Here is a 19,930-nt window from a genome sequence, read left to right on the forward strand (position 1 = left end):
CGCAAACTGCCGCTTTGCAGAACCCCGCACGCGCTGGCGGGTTCCACCCAAGCGCGGGGGGAGGCGCGCTAAACCTCCTCCAGCGCCGCCCTCAGCGCCGCGAGATCGTCCGGCAGTTCGCTTTCAAACATCATCTCCTCGCGCGTGATCGGATGCTCGAAGCCGAGCGTTTCGGCGTGCAGCGCCTGCCGGCCGAGCGCCTCGACCGCCTCGCGCGCCCCCTCGGGCAGCTTGGCGATCTTGGTCTTGAAACCCGCGCCATAGGTCGCGTCGCCGATCAGCGGATGGCCGATATGGGCGAGATGCACGCGGATCTGATGCGTGCGGCCCGTCTCCAGCTGGCAGCGGATGAGCGAAGCCACCCCGTAATCGGCGACCTTCTCCCAATGGGTGATGGCCTCGCGGCCGCGCGATTGGGAGACGACCGCCATTTTCTCGCGCTGAATGGAATGACGGCCGAGGTGGGTCTCGATCGTCCCATGCGCGCGGTCCGGGACGCCCCAGACGAAGGCGAGATATTCGCGGGTCAGCGACAGCGTGCGGCCGTGATCGGCGAAGAGCGCCGAGAGGCCGTGATGCGCCGCGTCGGTCTTGGCGATCACCAGCAGGCCGGTCGTGTCCTTGTCGATGCGGTGCACGATGCCGGGCTTCTTCACGCCGCCGACGCCGGAGAGGCTCTCGCCGCAATGAGCGATCAGGGCGTTGACCAGCGTGCCGCTCTCGTGGCCGCTTGCGGGATGCACCACGAGACCCGCCGGCTTGTCGATGACGATGAGATGGGCGTCCTCGTAAACGATGTTCAGCGCGATAGCCTCGGCCTGCGGCTCGGCGGGCTCCGGGGGCGGCACGTCGAGCACGATCTCGTCGAGGGGCGTGAGTTTCTTCGCCGGGTCGCGCATTGCGGCGCCGCGAAGGGCGACGCGGCCCCCCTCGATCAGCGACTTGATCCGGCTGCGCGAGAGATGTGCGGAGACGAGCTCGGGGCGCTCGGCCAGGTAGCGGTCGAGCCGCGCGCCGGCCTCGCCCTCCGCCACGGTGAAGGCGAAGCGCGCGCCGGCTGCGTCCTTTTGCTGCATATCCTTCATGCTCATTTCAAAGTCTTCTTTTGCCCATGGGCGCGCTCGTGCTAACTGTTCCGCCGAAGAAAACGCCGACCAGAAGCGTGGACAAGAGATGGGACGACGCCATCCGCCTTTCGCCTTTGTCGCCGCCGCTCGAGTGGAGGCCGCTCACATTAACGACGCCGTCGCTCCGTTCTGCGCCGTAATCGGCGCGGGGCCCGCCGGGCTTTTCGCGGCCGAAGCGCTCGCCCGCGCCGGCGCGCGCGTGACCATCTATGAGCACAAGGCCAGCCCTGCGCGCAAATTCCTCATGGCCGGCCGCGGCGGCCTCAATATCACCCACAGCGAGAATCTCGAACGCTTCATTTCCCGCTATGGGGCGGCGGCGACGCGGCTCGGCCCCTTGATTCGCGCCTTTCCGCCCCAGGCGCTGAGAGATTTCTGCGCCGAGCTCGGCGAGGCGACCTTCGTGGGCTCGAGCGGGCGGGTTTTTCCGGCGAGCTTCAAAGCCTCGCCGCTGCTGCGCGCCTGGCTCGCGCGTCTCGCCGAATTGGGCGTTACGATCGCCACCCGCCACGCCTTCCTCGGCTTTGATCCAAGCGGCGACGCTATTCGGCTCAAGGGGCCGGACGGCGCGGAGATCGTCGGCCGCGCCGATGCGGTGGTGCTCGCGCTCGGCGGCGCCTCCTGGCCGCGGCTCGGCTCGGAGGGCGGCTGGACCAGCTTCCTGAGCGCGGCCGGCGTCGCGGTGACGCCGCTCGCCGCCGCCAACAGCGGCGCGCTCATCGACTGGAGCCCGATCTTTCGCGGCGATTTCGAGGGCCAGCCGATCAAGACCGTGTTGCTGCGCCATGGCGACGCCGTGGCGCGCGGCGACATTGTGATCACGCGCACGGGGCTCGAAGGCGGGCCGGTCTATGCGCTCTCGTCTCGGCTGCGGGACGCCGCCGCCCAAGGCGGCGAAACCACGCTCGGCGTCGATCTGCGGCCCGACACGAGCCCCGCCTGCCTCGTCCGCAAGCTCTCGCGCCGGCCGGCGAAGCAGTCGCACGCCACCTTCCTGCGCCGCGCCGGCTTCTCCAAGGCGGAAATCGGCCTGTTGCGCGAGGCGGCCGGCGCCGCCGGCCTGCCGCGCGACACGGAGGCGCTCGCGGCGCTCATCAAAAACGCGCCGCTGAAGCTCGTGGGAGTGGCGGGCCTGGAGCGGGCCATTTCGACGGCCGGCGGCGTCTCCTTCGAGGAAGTGGACGCCGATCTGATGCTGGCCAGACTGCCGGGCGTGTTCGTCGCGGGCGAAATGCTCGACTTCGACGCGCCGACGGGCGGCTATCTGCTGCAGGCGGCTTTCGCCACGGGCCGCGCCGCCGGCGCGGGGGCCGCGCGATATCTGGGCCTCATCAAGGACGCAGGCGATCAGGCTGGCTTGTCGCCGAGCCATTTGCCGAATTCGCGCGCGCCGGAAGCGTCGAACAAATACAGCGTGTAAACCTCCGGCTCGCCCATCTCCATGCCCGGCGATCCCATCGGCATGCCGGGCGCGGCGATCCCGATCGCCTTGGGGCGCTCTTTCAGCACTTGCGCGATGGCCTGCGCCGGCACGTGGCCCTCGATCACATAGCCGTCGATCTCGGCCGTGTGGCAGGAAGCCATTTTCTCGGGCACGCCGAGCCGCGCCTTCACCGCCTTCATGTCAGGCTCGATGATTTCTTCGACGACGAAGCCCGCCGCGCGCATGCGCTTCGACCAGCCGCCGCAGCAGCCGCAGGTTGCGCTTTTGTGCACGACCATTTTCTTCGCGTCCTCCGCAAAGGCCGCGCCCGAAAAGAGCGCCGCCGCCGCGGCGCTGAGAAGCAAGCCCGCCTCGCGGCGGGAGAACGACTGCGACATGAGAGGGTCCATTTCTTTTCAGCTGTCGGCGCAAACCATAGCGGGACAAAGATCATGTTTGCATGGCGCCGTCGCGCGGCAAGAGGGAGGCGCCCGCGCCTCGTCGCTTGCGCTTCGCCCGATGGCGGACTTAGCTTTGCCCTTGGTCGAGATGTTTTTGACAGAGGATTTATAGAGCATGCGCATATTTTTTCTCGGCGGCCTCGTTTGCGCGACGCTCGGCGCGGTTCCGCTCGCGCAAGCGACGGAAGCGGAGCCCTTCACGCGTCCGCATCGCTTTTCGGCGCAGGATATCGCCGCCTTCGCCGACGCGAGAATCGTCGCGCTGAAGGCGGGGCTCCAGCTCAAGGCGGAGCAGGAGACAAACTGGCCGGCGCTGGAAACGGCGCTTCGCGACGCCGCCAAGGCCCGCGTGGCGCGCATCGAGGAGACGCGCAACAGCGGGGCCGCGGCCTTCAGCGCCGACCCGATCGGCGCCCTGCAACGACGCGCGCACTATATGGCGGCGCGCAGCGGCGAACTCGACAAGATCGCCGCCGCCGCCAAGCCGCTTTATGACGTCCTCGACGAGGCCCAGAAGCGCCGCTTCGGCCCGCTGCTCGCATCGGCGCTGCATGAGCGCATGCGCGGCGCGCCCGGCGCGCGGCGCGGCGGCGACATGACGTCGGCGTTTTGACGTCCGGAGCCGATCGGGCTTTAATCGCGCATGCTGCCTTCGCGCTTCTGGTCGGAGCTCTCGATCCGCGACATCCGCGCCCACGACATGTCGGGCGTGATCGCCATATTGCCCATCGCCGCCGTCGAGCAGCACGGGCCGCATCTGCCGCTCGGCGTCGACGCCATGATCATGGAGGGCGCCATCGAGCGCGTCGCGCTGCGTCTCCCGCCGGATCTCGACGCTGTCTTTCTGCCAATGCAGAGCGTCGGCGTCTCGCTCGAACATCGCGACTTTCCCGGGACGCTTTCGCTGACCTTCGACACGGCGGCGCGCATGCTCGCCGACATCGTCGAGGGCGTGGCGCGCGCGGGGGTGAAAAAGCTCGTGCTGATGAATTCGCACGGAGGCAATTCGGCGCTCCTCGCCACCGTCGCGCTCGATCTGCGGGCGCGTTTCGGCATGCTCGCGGTGACCTGCTCCTGGGCGCGCTTCGGCTATCCGGACGGGCTTTTTTCAGCCGCCGAGCAACGCCACGGCATTCACGGCGGCGAGATCGAAACATCGCTGATGCTCGCCTTTCGGCCCGGCCTCGTCGATATGGGTCGCGCCAAGAACTTCCCGCCGGCGACGCTCGACTTCGAGCGCGACTTCGCCTGGCTGCGCGCTGACCGCCCGGCCGGCTTCGGCTGGATGACGCAGGATCTCTCGCCCGCCGGCGCCATGGGCGACGCCTCCAGGGCGACGGCCGAAAAGGGCGAGGCCATCGCCGATTACTGGGCCACCGCCTTCATCGAACTGCTGCGCGACGTCGAGGCTTTCGATCTGGCGCGCCTCAAGACAGATTAGGATTTCTTGCAGGGCAAGGTTGGCGTAAGAGCGGCCGGATAGTCTCCCACCGCAAGGAGACCGCCATGAGCGTCGAGAGGATCGCGCCGCTGGGCCAGGCCGCCACCGACGCCGCCTTCATGCGCGTGGTCGGCGGCGCCGGTCCGGATCATGGTCGCTCGCCGCCGCCACCCTTCCCGCCGCCCGAAACCCCGATTGAGGCCGCGCCGCATCTCTACGACAGCCTTGTCCTGCCGATCCCTGAGGGCGCGGGTTCGGACGATCCTCGCCTCCCGTCCTCGCTGGTCAATCATTTCTACAGGACGCAGGCGGCGCGCGCGCAAATCGAGCCGCTCGTCGACGGCCTGTTGCCAGACGCCCTTCTCCGCCGCGAGGTCGAGACGCTGCTACGGCGTCAGGCCGAAGCGCGGCGCTTGGATGTGACGCGGCTGATCGAGAAGAGCAAGGAAACGCCCGAAGGTCGCCTGCCGTCCCGCAATGTGAAGGACGCCCGCTTCACCTTCAGGGGCAGGCTCGCGGCCGCCGATGACGAAGGCAGGCTGAAGCTCTTCGATCTGTACCTGACCCGAACCGGCCCTCGACAATGGGAGGCGGCCGTCTTCGACCGCGATCCGTCGCGCGCGGGCCAAGTCTTCCCGCGCGCGACGCCGCCCGTCGAAACGCGGCGTCTCTTGATCGATCCCGCCACGGGGCTCGTCATGGCCTGCGTTGCGCAGCAGATGGGGGCTTCCGGTTTCGAGACGGCGGCGCGGGCGGCCTTGTTCCCCGCCGCCGCCGGGCGCGCCTTGCTTTATCCGGCCCTCGCCGCCGCGGCCGCGCTCCTCCTGGCGCAATATGTCTCTTGGGCGGCCGCAACGCTTCTCACCGCTCTCGCGCTTTACGCATGGGGATCGGAGCGGCGTTGACGCGGTCGCAGACGCGGCCAAGCCCGCGTTGGCGACTTTCCTGATAAGCCCCGCGACGTTGACTATGACAAAGCTTTGTCGGCGAATGCGTCGCACAGGCAATCGTGAGAGGGAACGGTTTCCATGGACTTCATCCATCCGCTAGCGCGCGGCGCGAAGGTTTGGAAGGCCCAGCTCGAAAGCGGCGAAGCCAAGCGCATTTTGGTGATCGTCACCAATGCCGAGCTCAATCCCGAGAGCAAAAAGTACAACGCCCAGACGGTCGACAGGCTGACCGCCGCCGCCGAGGAATTCTTGCAGGAATCCGGCGAGGCCGACGGCTTTCTCCTCGCCAACCGGCTGCGCGACTGGGAGAACTCCAAGGACCGTTAGGTCGCGGAGGGCGGCGACCAAGGGAGAGTCCATGTCTCGGTGAGCGTGCGGCCATTGGCGCGCAGGAAGAGGCGTAGGTCCGCAGTGTCGCCGGGTTTCACCCTCACGTCGAATTGTGCGCGCAGCCCTTCGATATGCGGATTGGCGATGACGCTGGCGCGCAGCACGCGCCCTTTCGAGCATGTCGCCACCGCTTCGACCTGAGACGGATCGTTGACGTAATAGGCGAGATCGCCCCCCGCGAAATCAACGAGAAAACGTCTCGCGCCGGGATCGTAAGGCTCGGACGATCCAAGGGCGCGCGCCTGCGCTTCGAATGTGTGCAAGGCCCGGCCGTTGGGCGCGAGGCGCGGCATGTCGAGCCCCGCGGTGATGCGATAGGCGTACGCGAAGGGCTTGCCGGGCTCAGGCGGCGCGGCCGGCGTCCAGCTCGCGACGATATTGTCGTTGGTTTCGTCCGGCGTCGGCAGTTCGATGAGTTCGACGCTTCCCGCGCCCCACTCGCCGACGGGCTCCACGAAATAACTTGGCCGGTTTTGATAAGCGAGATCGAGATCCTGATAGGATTCGAACGTCCGGTCGCGCTGCAACAGACCGAAGCCGCGCGGATTGCGGTCGAGAAAGAGCGACATGCGCTCGCGCGCCGGATTGCCGAGCGGGCGCCACAGCCACTCCTCGGAGCCATTGTGGATGAGAAGGCCGTCCGAATCGTGGATTTCGTCGCGGAATCCGTCACGCACCCTGCGGTCGTTCTCGCCGGTGAGATACATGGAAGTCAGCGGCGCCAGACCGAACTTCACGCCGGCGCGGCGCGGAAACAGCGTCGCCTGCACGTCGAGCGTGCTTTCCTGACCGACCGTGAGGTCGAAGCGATAGGCGCCCGTGGCGGCTTCGCCGTCGAGCAGCGCATAGATGGTCGCGCGGTTGCCGCCCTGCGTCGGCGCCTCGATCCAGAATTCGCGAAAGAAGGGGAAGGACTCTCGATCCGTTCCCGACTCGACGCAGAGCGCGCGCGCCGAGAGCCCATATTGCTGGTCCCGGCCCAGAAAGCGGAAATAGCTCGCCCCGAGAAAAGAGATCGCCTCGTCATGCACGTGCGGGTCGTTGACCGGGTAATGCAGACGAAAGCCGGCGAAGCCGGTGTTGACGCCAAGGCTGGCGCCGGGTTTGAGGCGCCCGTAATCGAACATCCCCGTGGAATAGGGGATGGGCGCCGCGATGCCGTCGCGGATCGTGTTCACCGTCACGGAGCGGCGATAGAGAAACCCCAGGTGGAACGTCTCGAGCCGGAAGCCGCCCGAGAGGTTCGAAAATAGCGCGTGATCGCGCTTGAAACGGATGTCCCGCCAGGAGTCGAAATCGAGCGAATCAAAGCCTTCGGGCAGGCGCGGCGTCGCATCCTCGAAAGGGGCCGCGGCAAGGGCGCGGGCGCGCAGGATCACGTCGTCGAAACCGAATCGCGGCGCCGGGCTCGTCCCCGCTGCGCTTTGGCCGTAGGCAGGCAAGACGAGAGTCGCGCCCGTCGCGGCGAGGGCGCCAATCATCTGTCGCCGGGTGATGTCGCTCATGCTCGTATACCAGAATGCCTAATTTGCACGCAGATTGATGCGGGCGCCTTAAGCTGCTCTAGCGAGAACGCTCCGGTTGCGCAAGCATAGGCGCCTCGACGGTCTGGACGCTCCGACGGCACATACAGCCAGCCGCGCCCTCGCTGCAACGCAGGACAAAAAAGTCAGGACGCCGGTCAAAAACTTCTTGTCTTCGCTGGCAAAGCGCGTATCTACAGTTTTGCCCAAATCGCACGTGCCTGTGGTCGTGTGTCGGTCGGCGGGGATCCGGACAAGAGGCCGGTCAACCGCCCGAGAAAAACCGGCAGCCGGAGGCGAACCGGCGAACTCCGCCCTCAGCGGAGGATCGCGACTTAAAGCAACGACGGACCGGGCTTTTTTGGTCTCTGTCGGCCCTCCAAAGGTCGGCTTACCGAAGAGGCTTGTCTTTCTTGCCGGGCGTGCGGAAAGGGAAATTCCCCTTCCAATCGATGGCTGATCGGATCGAAGCGACATGCGCTTGCGCGCGTGTTCGTCGTCGTCCCGAAAGGCCAACGGCGCATCACCGGATCGTTTAGCGCGCAAGCGCGGCGCGATCCTGGATTGCTGGCGCATCGCCGTTCGTCGCGTCTCCACCACGCGCGAGCGAAGGACGTCGTGCATCCGCCGAAGCAACTGGTTCCTGGCGCGCCACGCAGCGCGCCCTTCGAAGGGGATGCCGCAATGACCGACCGTATCCACGAATTCCTCGCCGAACGTCGCCGCGCCGGCCGCGACACGGGCCCCTGCCTCGTCGTCGATCTCGACGTCGTGCGCGAGAACTATCTCGGTTTCGCACGGGCGTTGCCCGACACGCGCGTGTTCTACGCCGTGAAGGCCAATCCGGCGCCTGAAGTGCTGTCGCTGCTCGCCTCTCTCGGCTCCTGCTTCGACACGGCCTCGGTCGTCGAGATCGAGCAGACGCTCGCCGCCGGCGCGACGCCCGACCGCATCTCCTTCGGCAACACGATCAAGAAGGAGCGCGACGTCGCGCGCGCCTATGAGCTCGGCATCCGCCTCTTCGCGGTCGACTGCGTCGAGGAGGTCGAGAAGATCGCGCGCGCCGCGCCCGGCTCGAAGGTGTTCTGCCGCATTCTCTGCGACGGCTCCGGCGCGGAATGGCCGCTGTCGCGCAAGTTCGGTTGCGTCCCCGAGATGGCGACGCAGGTGCTGGAGCATGCGCATCGCCTCGGCCTGCAGGCGTACGGCGTCTCGTTCCATGTCGGCTCGCAGCAGACCGACCCGCGCAAGTGGGACGGCGCGCTGAAGTCGGCGGCGGATATTTTCCGCGACCTCGCGGAGCGCGGAATCACGCTGCAGATGGTCAATCTCGGCGGCGGCTTCCCGACCAAATATCTGAAGAACGTGCCGGCGGTGAAGCAATATGGCAACGCGATCTTCCGCGCGCTGTCGAAGCATTTCGGCAACCGCATTCCGGAGACGATCATCGAGCCGGGCCGCGGCATGGTCGGCAACGCCGGCGTCATCGAAGCGGAGGTCGTGCTGATCTCGAAGAAGTCGGAAGCCGAAGGCGAACTGCGCTGGGTCTATCTCGACATCGGCAAGTTCAACGGCCTCGCCGAGACGATCGACGAGATGATCCGCTATCCGATTCGCACGAAGGCGGATGGCGCGCCGACGTCGCCCTGCGTCATCGCCGGGCCGAGCTGCGATTCGGTCGACGTTCTCTATGAGAAGGCGCCCTATCACCTGCCGGTGTCGCTCGAGATCGGCGCGAAGGTGCTGATCGAGGGGACGGGGGCCTATACGACCACCTATTCGGCGGTCGGCTTCAACGGCTTCCCGCCGCTCGAGACCTTCATCATCTGAGCGGGTCTCCGCCCTCTCCCGCAAGCGGGAGAGGGAATGAATAGCTCTCCCTGTAACCAGCCCCGTACGGCGGGCGCGTTCGACGCGCCAGGCGCGAGGGTCGCTTGTCCTCTCGAAGGAGGAACAGATGACCTTTGAACTTGCCTTCTCCCACCCCGTCGCCGCCGCGCCCGTCCGGCCGCTGCGGCGCGCCTTTGAAATCCTCGACGAGACCGCCGTGGACATTCCGGCGCGCGAGGCGCTGCTCGATTCGGCTTTCGGGCCGGCGCGTTTTCTCAAGACCTGCGAGCGGCTGCGCGACGGGCGCACGCCGGCGCCGGGCCTCGCGCGCGTCGCCAAGGACGACGAGGGCGAACTCATCGCCACCATTCGCCTGTGGCCGATCCTTGCCGGCGGCCGCCCTGCGCTGCTCTTGGGGCCGGTTGCGGTCGCCGAGCATGCGCGTTCGCTCGGGCTCGGCGCCGCGATGATTCGCGACTCGCTCGCGCGCGCCGAGGCGCTCGGACATCGCGCCGTGCTGCTCGTCGGCGATGCGCCCTATTATCGCCGCTTCGGCTTTGAGCGCCGGTTTACCGAGGAGCTGACCCTGCCGGGGCCGGTGGAGCGGGCGCGCTTTCTGGGTCTGGAGCTCGCGCCCGGCGCGCTCGCGGGCGCGAGGGGCCGCGTCACGGCGGCGGCGGTTGCGCCGATTGCGTTGCCGAGAGCGGCGTGACGCGTCGCGCTGGGGGAGGGGGAGACGATCCGCCTTCCCCGTGACAAGGCGCTAGAAAATCCCCAGCGCGTAGCGCGACAGCGGGAAGGCGAGCGCGGCGCCGAGCGCCACGCCGGCGACGACGTCGCTCGGATAATGATGGGCCGTGGCGACGCGCGACCAGGCCATCGACAGCACCAGAACAAGGGCGGAGACGGTCATCGCCGGCCAGGCGAGGATGATCGGCGCCAGCACCCCGGTGATTGTCATGGCGTGTCCGCTCGGGAAGGAATGCTCGTCGAGCGTCTTCAAGAGCGAAGGCAGGCGCGCGTCGACATGGAAAGGACGCTTGCGGCAAAAGCGGCGCTTGATGATCGGATAGAGACTATGCAGCAACGCGGCGTTGATCCCGGCGAGGACGACCACGCGCCAGCCCTGCACGCCCATTCCGCAAAAGACGATGGCGAGCAGGATCGGGTAGATCCAGCCATTGCCGAGTTTGCTCACGCCGATCGCGAGCGGGCGGATCGCACGCGGCCGGGCCGAGCGGGAAAAGAGATGAACCGCCGCGAGATCGGCGTCGAGAAGCCGTTGGAGCCATCGGCCCTGAAGGCCGGTTTGCGGGAAGGATGACGCGTCGCGCGTCAGCTTCGCCGACCAATCCGTCGTAAACGCCATGACGCAAGGCTAGGTGCCCTGCGCTGCGTTTTCGCGACGGAGAGGCTGCGGTTCAATGACGGTTACATGGACGCGATGTAACGGGCGGATGATGTTTCGATGACAGCTGAGCCGTCAAATTGCCCGCGTCGCCTCGCGCAGCCATCTCCGCGTCCTGGCGTCGACGAGCGGCGACAGCGTCTTGCGCACATGGGCGTGATAGGCGTTGAGCCAGGCGATTTCTTCCGCGCTCATCAATCTGGCGTCGACGCAGTTGAGATCGAAAGGCGCGAGCGTGATGGTCTCGAAGCCGTACATGTCACGTTCGGCGCCGGCGATCTCCCTCGTCTCGACGATAACGAGATTTTCCAGGCGAATTCCATATTCGCCCGCGCGGTAATATCCGGGCTCGTTCGAGAGAATCATGCCCGGCTGCAGCGGCGTCGTTCCGAGCTTCGAAATGCGCTGCGGCCCCTCGTGCACGGAGAGATAGGCGCCGACGCCATGGCCGACGCCATGATCGAAGTCGAGGCCCGCTTCCCAGAGCGGACGGCGCGCGAAGGCGTCGAGCTGCGCGCCGGACGCGCCTTTCGGAAACACGGCGCGCGCAATGGCGATGTGGCCTTTCAGAACGCGGGTAAAGTGATCCTTCAGCTGCCTGGAGGCGCGGCCGACGACGACCGTGCGGGTGACGTCCGTGGTGCCGTCGAGATATTGCGCGCCGCTGTCGACGAGATAGACGCCCTTGCCGATCTTGAGATTGCTCTTTTCCGTGACGCGATAATGCGGGATCGCCGCATGTTCGCTAAAGGCGGAGATCGTCGGAAAGGAGATGTCGCGCAGCGCGCCGGTCTCGCGGCGGAACGTTTCCAGCGCCTCGGCGGCGGTGATTTCAGTTAGGCCGCCCTTTGGCGCGGCCTCGGCGAACCAGGCCAGAAAACGCGTCAGCGCCGCGCCGTCGCGAATATGCGCGGCGCGCGCGCCGGCGAGCTCCGCCTTGTTTTTGACCGCCTTCAGCAAGGCGGCGGGATCGTCGGCGACGCGCGCCTTGCCGCCGGCCTCTCGCAGCGCCTCGATAAGCTTCACGGGCGCCGTTGCGGCGTCGAAGAGCACGGCGTCGCCGCGCTTTCCGGCGTCGATCATATCGTCGATGAGCGCTGCGGGCGGCTGCACGGAGAGGAGCTTCTCTAGGGCGGCGCGCGTCCTGGCGTCGAGTTTGGCGTCGTCGATATAGAGCCGCGGCGCGCCGTCTTTCGGCAGCAGCGCGAAACACAGCGCGATCGGCGTATGCGCGACGTCGGCGCCGCGAATGTTGAAGGCCCAGCAGATGGCGTGCGGGTCCGACATGAGCATCGCGTCGGCGCCCTTGAGGCTCCCGCGCAGCTTCTTGATCTTCGCCGCCGCCGTCTCGCCGGCGTAGCGTTGCGGCTGCAGCGAGACGGGACCAACGGGCTCGGGCGGGCGATCGGTCCAGAGCGCGTCGATCGGATTGCGCTCCAGCGGCACGAGTTCGATGCGCTTTGCCTCCGCCGCCTTGGCGAAGCGCTCGATCTGCCCGCTCGTATGCACCCAGGGGTCATAGCCGATGCGCGCGCCCTCGCGCCCCTGCGCCGAGAGCCATTGCGCGGGCGAGGTCTCCGCAATGTCGATGGGCTTGAAGATCCGGCCGTCAATCTCGTGACGCACCTGGATCACGTACCGGCCGTCAATGAAAATCGCCGCTTCCTTCGCGAGGACGACGGCGAAGCCGGCCGAACCGGTGAAGCCGGTGAGCCAGGCGAGCCGCTCGGCGCTTTTCGGGACATATTCGTTCTGATGCGCGTCGGCGCGCGGCAGCAGATAGCCGTCGAGGTTCTGGCGCTTCAGCTCGGCGCGCAGCGCGGCGACGCGCGCGGCGCTGTCCTCGGACGAGCTGGCGTCGGCGAAGGATTGAAATTTTGCTTCGAACATGGAGCAAAGCTAGTCCGCGTGGCGGCGAACGGCAACCGCTATGCCGCCGCCAGCCTGCGGCTCCATGAGGGCGCGTAGCGCAGGCACAGGCCGCCGATCGGCGTCGCCAGCCCAGACACGATGCTGATGTCGCGCCAGCGCGGATAAGAGGGCGGCAGCGCCTGCAGCGCAAGGCCGACGGCCGTGAGAAAATCTGATTCCTGCGCAAAATCATGCGCGCCGAATTCGCAAACGGCGTCCGCGCCGCTTTCGGCGCCGTCGAGCAGCGTCTCGATCATCGGAACGGCCCAGGGCGCGCGCTCGAGGATGCGGCGGACGGCGGCGGCGTCCGGCGCCGATACGCGCCAGCGCAGCGGCGCGTCGTTGAGGCGCGCCGCTTCGTTCTCGCTCACGAGATCGGGCCGCGCCTGCAACTCGCGGCCGGCGATGGAGAGGCAGGCCGCCGGGTGGTGCCGCCAGTCGTCGAGCGACCCGAGCCAGATCGCCGATTGCTGATGCAGCCGGCCGACGCCCCGCTCGCCGTCCTCGGGACGAAAGCGCGCCCGCATGAAGGCCATGCAGGCGCCGATGGCCCGCGCCACGAGACAGCCGTCGCCGCGCGCGTCGATGTCGATCGCGTCAGGCTCGAAACGGCGCAGCTCGGTCAGACGCAAGGGCGAGAGAAAGGGGTCCCATGCCGGATCGAGGCCTCTGGAGCGGCGGGTGATCGCATAACCCGCGGAGGCCGGGACGCGGCGATCCTCGCCTTCCGCGAGCTTGCCGTAATGCAGGCGATGGAAGCACAGGACGTTCGTCTCGTCGCCCGCCGGCACGCCCGTCGTCATCACCCGAACCCTCACTAAAGTCTTTTCGCTATAGGAGAAATTAGGAGGGTTTTCTTAAGCAAGAATTGAGAAGGCGGATTTTTCTTCCGTCCGTGCATCGAGTTGCGCGTGGGAGAAGGTGAAGGCGCTGTCGAGCCCGAGCGCCGCGTAAAGGATCGGCTCGGCGGTGAGGAAAGGGCGCCAATATTCGCTGTAGGCGCGGTGGCCCTCGATCCCGGCGCGGCGGAAGCGGCGCTCGCCCGGCTGATGCGGGTCCATATTCGGGTTCTGGAAGCGTTTGGTGAAGCCGTAGGCGGAGCAGACCGTATAGCGCACGGAGACGCCGCCGCCCGGTTGCTCCAAGGCCCGCAGGCGGTCGAGCCATGGCGCGGCGCGCAGCGATTTGCGCAGCACATGCAGGGCGATCGCCGGATCGCACGCGTAAGTGAAGGCGCTGGGGCCGAGCCGCGTGAACAGCCGCTCATATTGCGAAAAAACGACGACCACGCGCTTGAGCTTCCTGCCCTTCGTGAGCGCCATCCGATCGATGAGCCGCGACAGCGCGCCGGTCCAGGCGGAATCTTCGAGCCGGACCAGCGGCAGCACAATCACGAGCGCTTCCGATTCCAGAAGCTGGCGGGCGAGTTTCGCCTTGACGTCGTTCAAAATCGCGACCGCGCCGCCGTCGGGCGGCACGGCGATCTCGCCAGCCGAGTCGACGACCTCGAGAAGCCACGGCCCGCGCGTGACGACCTCCGGCGGGGCCTCGCCGTTCACGGACAGGCGGAAATAATATTCGTAAGTGTTGAGCGTGTCGGTAGCGACGCCGCCCTCCGCAAAATCGTGCTTGAGGCGCTCATAGTCGCCCTCGTCGATCGAGAAGAGGTCGGCGCGTTTGAGGTCGGCCGGTTCGGCCGCAAATTCGGCCTGGGAGATCGCCTGCAGCGAGGGACGCAAACGCGGGGAATAGCCGAAAGCGCTCTGCGCCACGCAATCGGTGAGCGAGGCGAGCAGCGACGACTTGCCGCCTTTCTTCGGCCCAACCAGACAAATGGCGACTTTCTCGGTCATTGGCGCTCCCTTGCGACGCGGGACCATACAGGGCGCAAGCGGCGCAGGAAAGGCGCGGAAAGGGTCCAAAAGGTGACGGCCGGCGCCACTCTATGCTAAGCGCGCGGCATGCTCGAAGGCCTCCCCCCCAATGGCGCCAGCCATGTGCTGCGCCTCTCCTGCGACGAACGCCGCGCCCGCGCCGTCGCCGACATCATCGTCGAGACGTTCGACCCCACGGAAACCGCCGCCGGCGCCTTCGAGGTGGACGACGGCCCGGTCTGGGGCGTCGAGGTCTATTTCGCCGAGGCGCCGGACCAGGACGATATCCGCGCGCTCATCGAGGCGGTCAGCGACGCCGAGACCGCGGCGCGCGCCGAATTCGCCGAAATCGCCAAGGAAGACTGGGTGCAGAAGTCGCTCGCCGGCCTCGAGCCGGTGCGCGCCGGCCGTGTGCTGGTGCATGGCGCGCATGACCGCCCGCGGCTGAAGCCCAATGACATTGGCGTCGAGATCGAGGCGGCGCTGGCCTTCGGCACGGGCCATCACGGCACGACGCTCGGCTGCCTGCGGGCGCTCGACAGAGTCACCAAGCGCCGGAGGCCGCGGCGCGTGCTCGACGTCGGCACGGGCACCGGCGTGCTCGCCATCGCCGCCGCCAAGCTCCTGCGTCAGACCGTCGCCTGCGGCGACATCGATCCGGTGGCCGTCGCCACCGCCCGCGCCAACGCAGTCGCCAATGGCGCGGTCGCCTTCGTGCAGCCGGTGGTGGCGACGGGATTGCGCCACCCGGCCATGGCCGGGCGCTACGATCTGATCTTCGCCAATATCCTCGCCAAGCCGTTGCGGCTGCTCGCGCCGTCGATCGCCGCCGCCGCCGCGCCGGATGCGGAGCTGGTCGTCTCAGGCCTGCTGGCGCGGGACGTCCCCGGCGTCCTTTCGGCCTATCGCGCGCAGGGTTTTTTCCTCGCCGAGCGCGAAGATATCGACGGCTGGGCGACGCTGGCGCTGCGCCGGGGCGGGGCTTGTCCGTCTTTGTCGCGGTGGCGCTGACGTCGCGCTGGCGCCCTTCTGCTTCGAGGCCCCGGCTGCGCCGCTCCTCAACGTGAGGGTGCCTTACTTGCAGCACTGACTCATCCGAGCGGGCGCGTCTCGAATGACGAGGCCGCGCCGCGGTCGTCTCAAGGGGTCGCCTCCGCTCCTTCTTCGGCCGAGGCCGCCTCGGGCGCGAGATAACGCTCCAGGGCCGTGGGCCGCCGCCGCCGCGCGCGGGCCAGAACGGGGTCGCTGTAATAGGCGCTGGGGTTGCCGGCGAGGCCGTCGAGTCCGAAGCGCGCGGCGCGGGCGCGGGGCTTCATCGCCGCATGGAGCCGCGCCTCGACCTGCGAGATGGTGACGTTGTCGACCACATAGCAGCCCCTGCGGTCGACATGGGCGATCTCGTCGCGCACCAGGCGGTTGAGAATGGCCAGAAGATTGTCGCGCACATTCGGCGCGAGCAGCAGGAGCGATGGCTCCTGCGGATCGATCTCGCTCATGTCGCCGTGAACGGGCCGCGCGACGCGCAGCATCGCCTTCATCGCGCGGATTTCGACGGGCTCCTCCTCCTCGTCCGTCAGGTCGATCGGCGTCATGAACTGTCGCCGCTCGCGCGCTTCGAAGCCGCGTTTGAAGATTTCGGACAGGAACTTCATGATGAACAGGAAGGCGTCCTGCGCCATGGCGACGCAGATCGCCATGGTGGAGTCGGGCGTAAAGCTCCAGAAGGCTTCGCGCGCCAGTTCGAACTTGTTGCGCTCTGTCGAGTGCGCGCGCAGATAGGCGTCGCTCCGCTTCAACAGCTCGCGCACGTCGTCGTCCGTCAGGCCCACGGATTTACCGGCGACCATGCAGGCGTCGACGAGCCCCTTCGCGGCGTTGAAGCCGTCGGCCGCGGCGGTTCTGTCGGAAGCGGGCGCGGCGCGGATTTTGGCGACGATGGCGTTGAGCTCGTCGCGCAAACCGCCTTCGAGATTGCATTTGACGTCGAAGGCGGCGCGGGCGGCGATCGTCTCGTCGCGCGCCGACAGAAGGTCGCGCGCCGCCCCCTGCGGCTCGCAGGCGAAATCGCGCGGCACGGAGGCGGGCAGGGCGTTCGATTGACGCGCCGCGGCGAGGATAGGTTCGCAGAGCGGCTTGGCGTCGCGCGCTTTCGCCCAGCTCGGCTCGACCCGCAACTGGTCGCGCAGGGCGGTGAGATCGCGCAAGCTGGCGTCGAGATCGAGCGCCGCCTCGCCCTTGGGGATTGGCTTTTTGGCGGCGGCGGCGGCGAGCTCCGCCTTCTGCTTCAGGGCGATGGACTGGGCCGCGAGGGCGTCGCGTTTCTTGAGCGCGCCGGCGCGTTCGCTCATCGGGCCGGCAAGCGTCTGGCGGATCGTCGCAACGCGACGATTGGCGGCTTCCGCCTTCGTCTGATGCGCCCGGCAGTTCGGTCCGCAGGAGGCGCCGCGGTTATCGAGGCCATGCTCGGCGTCGACGGCGAGTTGCTCCTCCTGACGCGCGGTGGCGGCAAGGGCGGCGATCTCCTCCTCTTTGGCCTTGATGATGGCGTCGAGGTCGGCGACGGTCTTTTCCAAAGCGGCGATCTCGGCCCGCGCCTCGTCATAGTGGCGGCTCGCCGCCTGCGCGCTCTCGAGCTCCGCCGCCGCCTGCTGCGCCGCCTTGGCGAGAATCGCCTGTTGCGCCTCCTGACTCTTTCGGATCGCCTCACGTAGCGCGGGGCCGGCCGATTGCGCCGTGTCGATCAGCCCGTCCAGCGATCCGAGATAGGCGCTGAAAGAGGGGTCGGCGACGATCCGGGCGGAGGCCGCCACATAGGCGGCGCCGATCTGCTTCGTCGCCGGCAGGATGACGTCCGCGGCGAGCTCCATGGGCTGCAGCTCGGCGACGATCTTGCGGGAGCTGAGCTTGAAAATATTGTTGTAGTAGTAGGTGAACGAGAAAAAGACCGAGATCGAGAAGACGAACAGAAAGACCGCCGCCGTCACCAGCGTCTTCACAATCATCCGCTCGCGCGCCATGCGGCGCCTCGCGATCAGCGCGGCGAGATCCGCGCCAAGCGACCAGGAGGTCGAGGCGAGCATGACGAGAATGGCGGTGGTGGCGACGAGCGTGCCGGCGACGCCGACGATGTCGCCCGGCTCCTTCTGCATGATGTCGATCATGCCGGAGGAGGTCGTATAGAAGACCCAGGCCAGCACCGGCAGCGTCACCGCCATGCCGACGCGGCCGAGATCGATGTCCCCGGTCCAGAATCGCTTCAAGGGCGCGACGAGCGCCCGCTGAGAGACGAAGCGGCGGGCGGCGGGGCTTTCGGGACGCGCAGGAGGACTGGCGACTGTCATGAAAAGTGCTCGCTCCTTTGATCTGCCGCCCTGCTGCCCGAAGCTTTCCCGGCTGATGGGACCGAAATGAGACCCATTTCAATTTTTTCGCAAGCCGACCGGCGCGGCGGCGTCGGGGCGGGAGAGGGGCTGGCAGGCCGGGTTTTCCTCTCCGGCCTTTCGTGTTAGAGGGCCAAGACGGCGCGACGATCGCGGCAGGACGCGCGCCGGCGCCTCTTGTCTCGCGGCCCCTTGAAGGTTCGCGCAACAAACAGGAACAAGCTGTGTCCATACCTTTCCGTTACGTTGCGAAGATCGGCGCCTATATTGTCAAGCAGCACCTCCTGGGCCGGAAGCGGTATCCGCTGGTTTTGATGCTGGAGCCGCTGTTTCGCTGCAACCTCGCCTGCGCCGGCTGCGGCAAGATCGACTATCCCGACCATATTTTGAACAAGCGCCTGTCAGTCGAGGAATGCCTCGCCTCGGTCGACGAATGCGGCGCGCCGGTCGTGGTCATCGCCGGCGGCGAGCCTTTGCTGCACAAGGAGCTGCCGCAGATCGTCGAGGGCATCGTCCAGCGCGGCAAATTCGCGATCGTCTGCACCAACGCGTTGCTGCTCGCCAAGAAAATCGATCAGTACAAGCCCTCGCCCTATTTCACCTGGTCGATCCATCTCGACGGCGACAAGGAGATGCACGACCACGCCGTGAGCCAGGAAGGCGTCTACGAGCGCGCCGTCGAGGCGATCAAGCTCGCCAAGTCCAAGGGCTTCCGGGTCACCACCAACAGCACTTTCTTCGCGGGGGCGGATCCGGAGCGCGTCGCCAAATTCCTCGACGACACCACGGCGCTCGGGGTCGACGGCATGACGGTCTCTCCCGGCTACGCCTATGAGCGCGCCCCGGACCAGACCCACTTCCTCAACCGCCAGAAGACGAAAGAGCTGTTCCGCGCCATTCTGCGCCGCGGCCGCGGCGGCAAGGCCTGGGAGTTCCAGCAGTCCGGCCTGTTCATGAATTTCCTCGCGGGCAACGAGAGCTATCTCTGCACGCCCTGGGGCAATCCGCTGCGTACGGTCTTCGGCTGGCAGCGTCCCTGCTATCTTTTGGGCGAAGGCTATGTGCCGACCTTCAAGCAGCTGATGGAAGAGACGAATTGGGACGCCTACGGCGTCGGCAATTACGAGAAATGCGCCGACTGCATGGTCCATTCGGGCTTCGAGCCGAGCGCGGTCGCCGATTCGGTGCGCCGCCCCTGGAAGGCGGCCTGGATCGCGCTCTTCGGCGTGCGGACGGAAGGCCCGATGGCGCCGGACGTCTCGTTCGAGAATCAGCGTCCGGCCGAATATGTCTATGACGAGAACATCGCCAAGCTCTCAGAGATCCGCGAGCACGAGGCGAAGAAGCGGTCCGAGGAGCGGTCCACAGCGGCCTAGCGAGACGAAGGCTGCGCGGGAATCCAACCCCGCCATCACCAATCCGCCGATCTGACGGGGCGCGCGAATGAGTTCGCGCGCCACTGTTTTCTTGCAGACGTCGCCCGTGGGGGTCAGCGCCCTCGCGGCGAGCGGCGGCAGGCCGCGCACGGCCGGGTCGCTGATCGCGCGCACGACGGCGAAGGGAAGTCGCCGCTCGCGGGCGAATTCGGCGGCAAGATGCGATTCCATATCGACGGCGGCGGCCTGCGCCTGCTCGCGCAGGCGTTTCTTGGCGTGACGATCCATCGCCGGCTGATCGACGCCGACGACGGCGCCGGGGATGGTCCTGCAGCCTCTGGCGGCGGCCCCTTCCGCAATCGCGTCGGAGAGGCGTCCGTGCGTCTCATGGCGTTCATGGCCGGAGATCACCGCATCGGCGATAACGACGTCGCCCCGTCGCAGCGAATGATCGAGCCCCCCGGCGAGTCCGAAACTGACGACGGCGGAAAAGCGACGCTCCTTTAGCCGATGGAGCTCGGTCCGCAACCTCGGGACATTGGCTCCGCTGCAAATCGCGACGACGCCCTCGCCGGCGACGCAGGCGGCTTCCCGCTTCATGCCGGTCAGAACGAGGATGGGACCAGGCGCCGAGACGCGGGCCGCCTCTCTGCGGCGGCTCTCAACCAGCGTCATGGACCTCTCCCTGCTTGTGACCGTCGCCTTTACTCCCCCGGTTCAGGAGGCAAAGTCAACGGTGACCAGGGTAAGGGGCGTGGTTGGCGAGCGCACGGCGGCGCGACGCGCGCTCTCCGTGACAGGCGGGCAGGGTCTCCCGCCTATCCACTCGGCTTGCC

The 19,930-nt window shown here is 67.3% G+C and carries 18 protein-coding genes; 9 read left to right on the plus strand and 9 right to left on the minus strand.

The window, feature by feature from the left end; all coding sequences use genetic code 11:
- Positions 1 to 68: 68 nt before the first annotated feature.
- Positions 69 to 1,091 (minus strand): RluA family pseudouridine synthase, encoded by a 1,023-nt coding sequence (locus RVU70_RS11940; protein ID WP_363346521.1) that lies wholly within the window; start codon positions 1,089 to 1,091, stop codon positions 69 to 71.
- Positions 1,092 to 1,173: 82 nt separating this feature from the next.
- Here RVU70_RS11940 and RVU70_RS11945 point away from each other — a divergent pair, with 82 nt between their 5' ends.
- A complete protein-coding gene (locus RVU70_RS11945; RefSeq protein WP_363346523.1) occupies positions 1,174 to 2,547 on the plus strand; it encodes a TIGR03862 family flavoprotein in 1,374 nt (457 codons plus the stop codon).
- Here RVU70_RS11945 and RVU70_RS11950 read toward each other — a convergent pair.
- The gene (locus RVU70_RS11950; protein ID WP_363346525.1) at positions 2,475 to 2,948 is read right to left on the minus strand and encodes a DUF411 domain-containing protein; all 474 of its coding nucleotides are present in this window, start codon (positions 2,946 to 2,948) and stop codon (positions 2,475 to 2,477) included. The genes RVU70_RS11945 and RVU70_RS11950 overlap by 73 nt on opposite strands.
- Before the next feature lie 178 nt (positions 2,949 to 3,126).
- Here RVU70_RS11950 and RVU70_RS11955 point away from each other — a divergent pair, with 178 nt between their 5' ends.
- From RVU70_RS11955 to RVU70_RS11970, 4 genes are all read left to right on the plus strand, one after another.
- Complete coding sequence (locus RVU70_RS11955) at positions 3,127 to 3,624, plus strand: Spy/CpxP family protein refolding chaperone (RefSeq protein WP_363346527.1); 498 nt, start codon at positions 3,127 to 3,129, stop codon at positions 3,622 to 3,624.
- Positions 3,625 to 3,654: 30 nt separating this feature from the next.
- Positions 3,655 to 4,452 (plus strand): creatininase family protein, encoded by a 798-nt coding sequence (locus RVU70_RS11960; RefSeq protein ID WP_363346529.1) that lies wholly within the window; start codon positions 3,655 to 3,657, stop codon positions 4,450 to 4,452.
- Positions 4,453 to 4,517: 65 nt separating this feature from the next.
- Positions 4,518 to 5,357 carry a hypothetical protein gene (locus RVU70_RS11965; protein WP_363346531.1) on the plus strand — a complete coding sequence of 280 codons (840 nt, stop codon included), beginning with the start codon at positions 4,518 to 4,520 and terminating at the stop codon, positions 5,355 to 5,357.
- A gap of 123 nt (positions 5,358 to 5,480) precedes the next feature.
- On the plus strand, positions 5,481 to 5,729 hold the full coding sequence (locus RVU70_RS11970) for a hypothetical protein (protein ID WP_363346533.1): 249 nt from the start codon (positions 5,481 to 5,483) through the stop codon (positions 5,727 to 5,729).
- Here the strand turns inward: RVU70_RS11970 and RVU70_RS11975 are convergent.
- On the minus strand, positions 5,726 to 7,297 hold the full coding sequence (locus tag RVU70_RS11975; RefSeq protein ID WP_363346535.1) for a glucan biosynthesis protein: 1,572 nt from the start codon (positions 7,295 to 7,297) through the stop codon (positions 5,726 to 5,728). The genes RVU70_RS11970 and RVU70_RS11975 overlap by 4 nt on opposite strands.
- A gap of 702 nt (positions 7,298 to 7,999) precedes the next feature.
- Between RVU70_RS11975 and RVU70_RS11980 the strand changes: the two genes are divergently transcribed.
- Both RVU70_RS11980 and RVU70_RS11985 read left to right on the plus strand, forming a co-directional pair.
- The gene (locus RVU70_RS11980; RefSeq protein ID WP_363346537.1) at positions 8,000 to 9,145 is read left to right on the plus strand and encodes a type III PLP-dependent enzyme; all 1,146 of its coding nucleotides are present in this window, start codon (positions 8,000 to 8,002) and stop codon (positions 9,143 to 9,145) included.
- Between the two features lie 127 nt (positions 9,146 to 9,272).
- On the plus strand, positions 9,273 to 9,857 hold the full coding sequence (locus RVU70_RS11985) for an N-acetyltransferase (protein ID WP_363346539.1): 585 nt from the start codon (positions 9,273 to 9,275) through the stop codon (positions 9,855 to 9,857).
- A gap of 51 nt (positions 9,858 to 9,908) precedes the next feature.
- Here RVU70_RS11985 and RVU70_RS11990 read toward each other — a convergent pair whose 3' ends face one another.
- The 4 genes from RVU70_RS11990 to RVU70_RS12005 all read right to left on the minus strand — a co-directional run bounded on the left by RVU70_RS11990 (position 9,909) and on the right by RVU70_RS12005 (position 14,317).
- Positions 9,909 to 10,514: a phosphatase PAP2 family protein gene (locus tag RVU70_RS11990; RefSeq protein ID WP_363346541.1), complete on the minus strand. Its 606-nt coding sequence runs from the start codon at positions 10,512 to 10,514 to the stop codon at positions 9,909 to 9,911.
- A 114-nt stretch (positions 10,515 to 10,628) separates the two neighbouring features.
- Positions 10,629 to 12,443: an aminopeptidase P family protein gene (locus tag RVU70_RS11995; RefSeq protein WP_363346543.1), complete on the minus strand. Its 1,815-nt coding sequence runs from the start codon at positions 12,441 to 12,443 to the stop codon at positions 10,629 to 10,631.
- A gap of 38 nt (positions 12,444 to 12,481) precedes the next feature.
- A complete protein-coding gene (locus RVU70_RS12000) occupies positions 12,482 to 13,282 on the minus strand; it encodes a hypothetical protein (protein ID WP_363346545.1) in 801 nt (266 codons plus the stop codon).
- A gap of 39 nt (positions 13,283 to 13,321) precedes the next feature.
- On the minus strand, positions 13,322 to 14,317 hold the full coding sequence (locus tag RVU70_RS12005; RefSeq protein WP_363346547.1) for a hypothetical protein: 996 nt from the start codon (positions 14,315 to 14,317) through the stop codon (positions 13,322 to 13,324).
- A 108-nt stretch (positions 14,318 to 14,425) separates the two neighbouring features.
- Here RVU70_RS12005 and RVU70_RS12010 point away from each other — a divergent pair, with 108 nt between their 5' ends.
- Positions 14,426 to 15,349, plus strand: a complete 924-nt coding sequence (locus RVU70_RS12010) for a 50S ribosomal protein L11 methyltransferase (RefSeq protein WP_363346548.1) — start codon at positions 14,426 to 14,428, stop codon at positions 15,347 to 15,349.
- Between the two features lie 128 nt (positions 15,350 to 15,477).
- Here the strand turns inward: RVU70_RS12010 and RVU70_RS12015 are convergent, their stop codons facing one another.
- The gene (locus RVU70_RS12015; RefSeq protein ID WP_363346550.1) at positions 15,478 to 17,679 is read right to left on the minus strand and encodes a hypothetical protein; all 2,202 of its coding nucleotides are present in this window, start codon (positions 17,677 to 17,679) and stop codon (positions 15,478 to 15,480) included.
- A gap of 263 nt (positions 17,680 to 17,942) precedes the next feature.
- Between RVU70_RS12015 and hpnH the strand changes: the two genes are divergently transcribed.
- The gene (gene hpnH / locus RVU70_RS12020; protein ID WP_363346552.1) at positions 17,943 to 19,094 is read left to right on the plus strand and encodes an adenosyl-hopene transferase HpnH; all 1,152 of its coding nucleotides are present in this window, start codon (positions 17,943 to 17,945) and stop codon (positions 19,092 to 19,094) included.
- Here hpnH and RVU70_RS12025 read toward each other — a convergent pair.
- A complete protein-coding gene (locus RVU70_RS12025) occupies positions 19,035 to 19,769 on the minus strand; it encodes a phosphorylase (RefSeq protein ID WP_363346554.1) in 735 nt (244 codons plus the stop codon). The genes hpnH and RVU70_RS12025 overlap by 60 nt on opposite strands.
- Between the last annotated feature and the right edge of the window lie 161 nt (positions 19,770 to 19,930).

The organism is Methylocystis echinoides (assembly GCF_040687965.1).
Taxonomy (GTDB): Bacteria; Pseudomonadota; Alphaproteobacteria; order Rhizobiales; family Beijerinckiaceae; genus Methylocystis; species Methylocystis echinoides_A.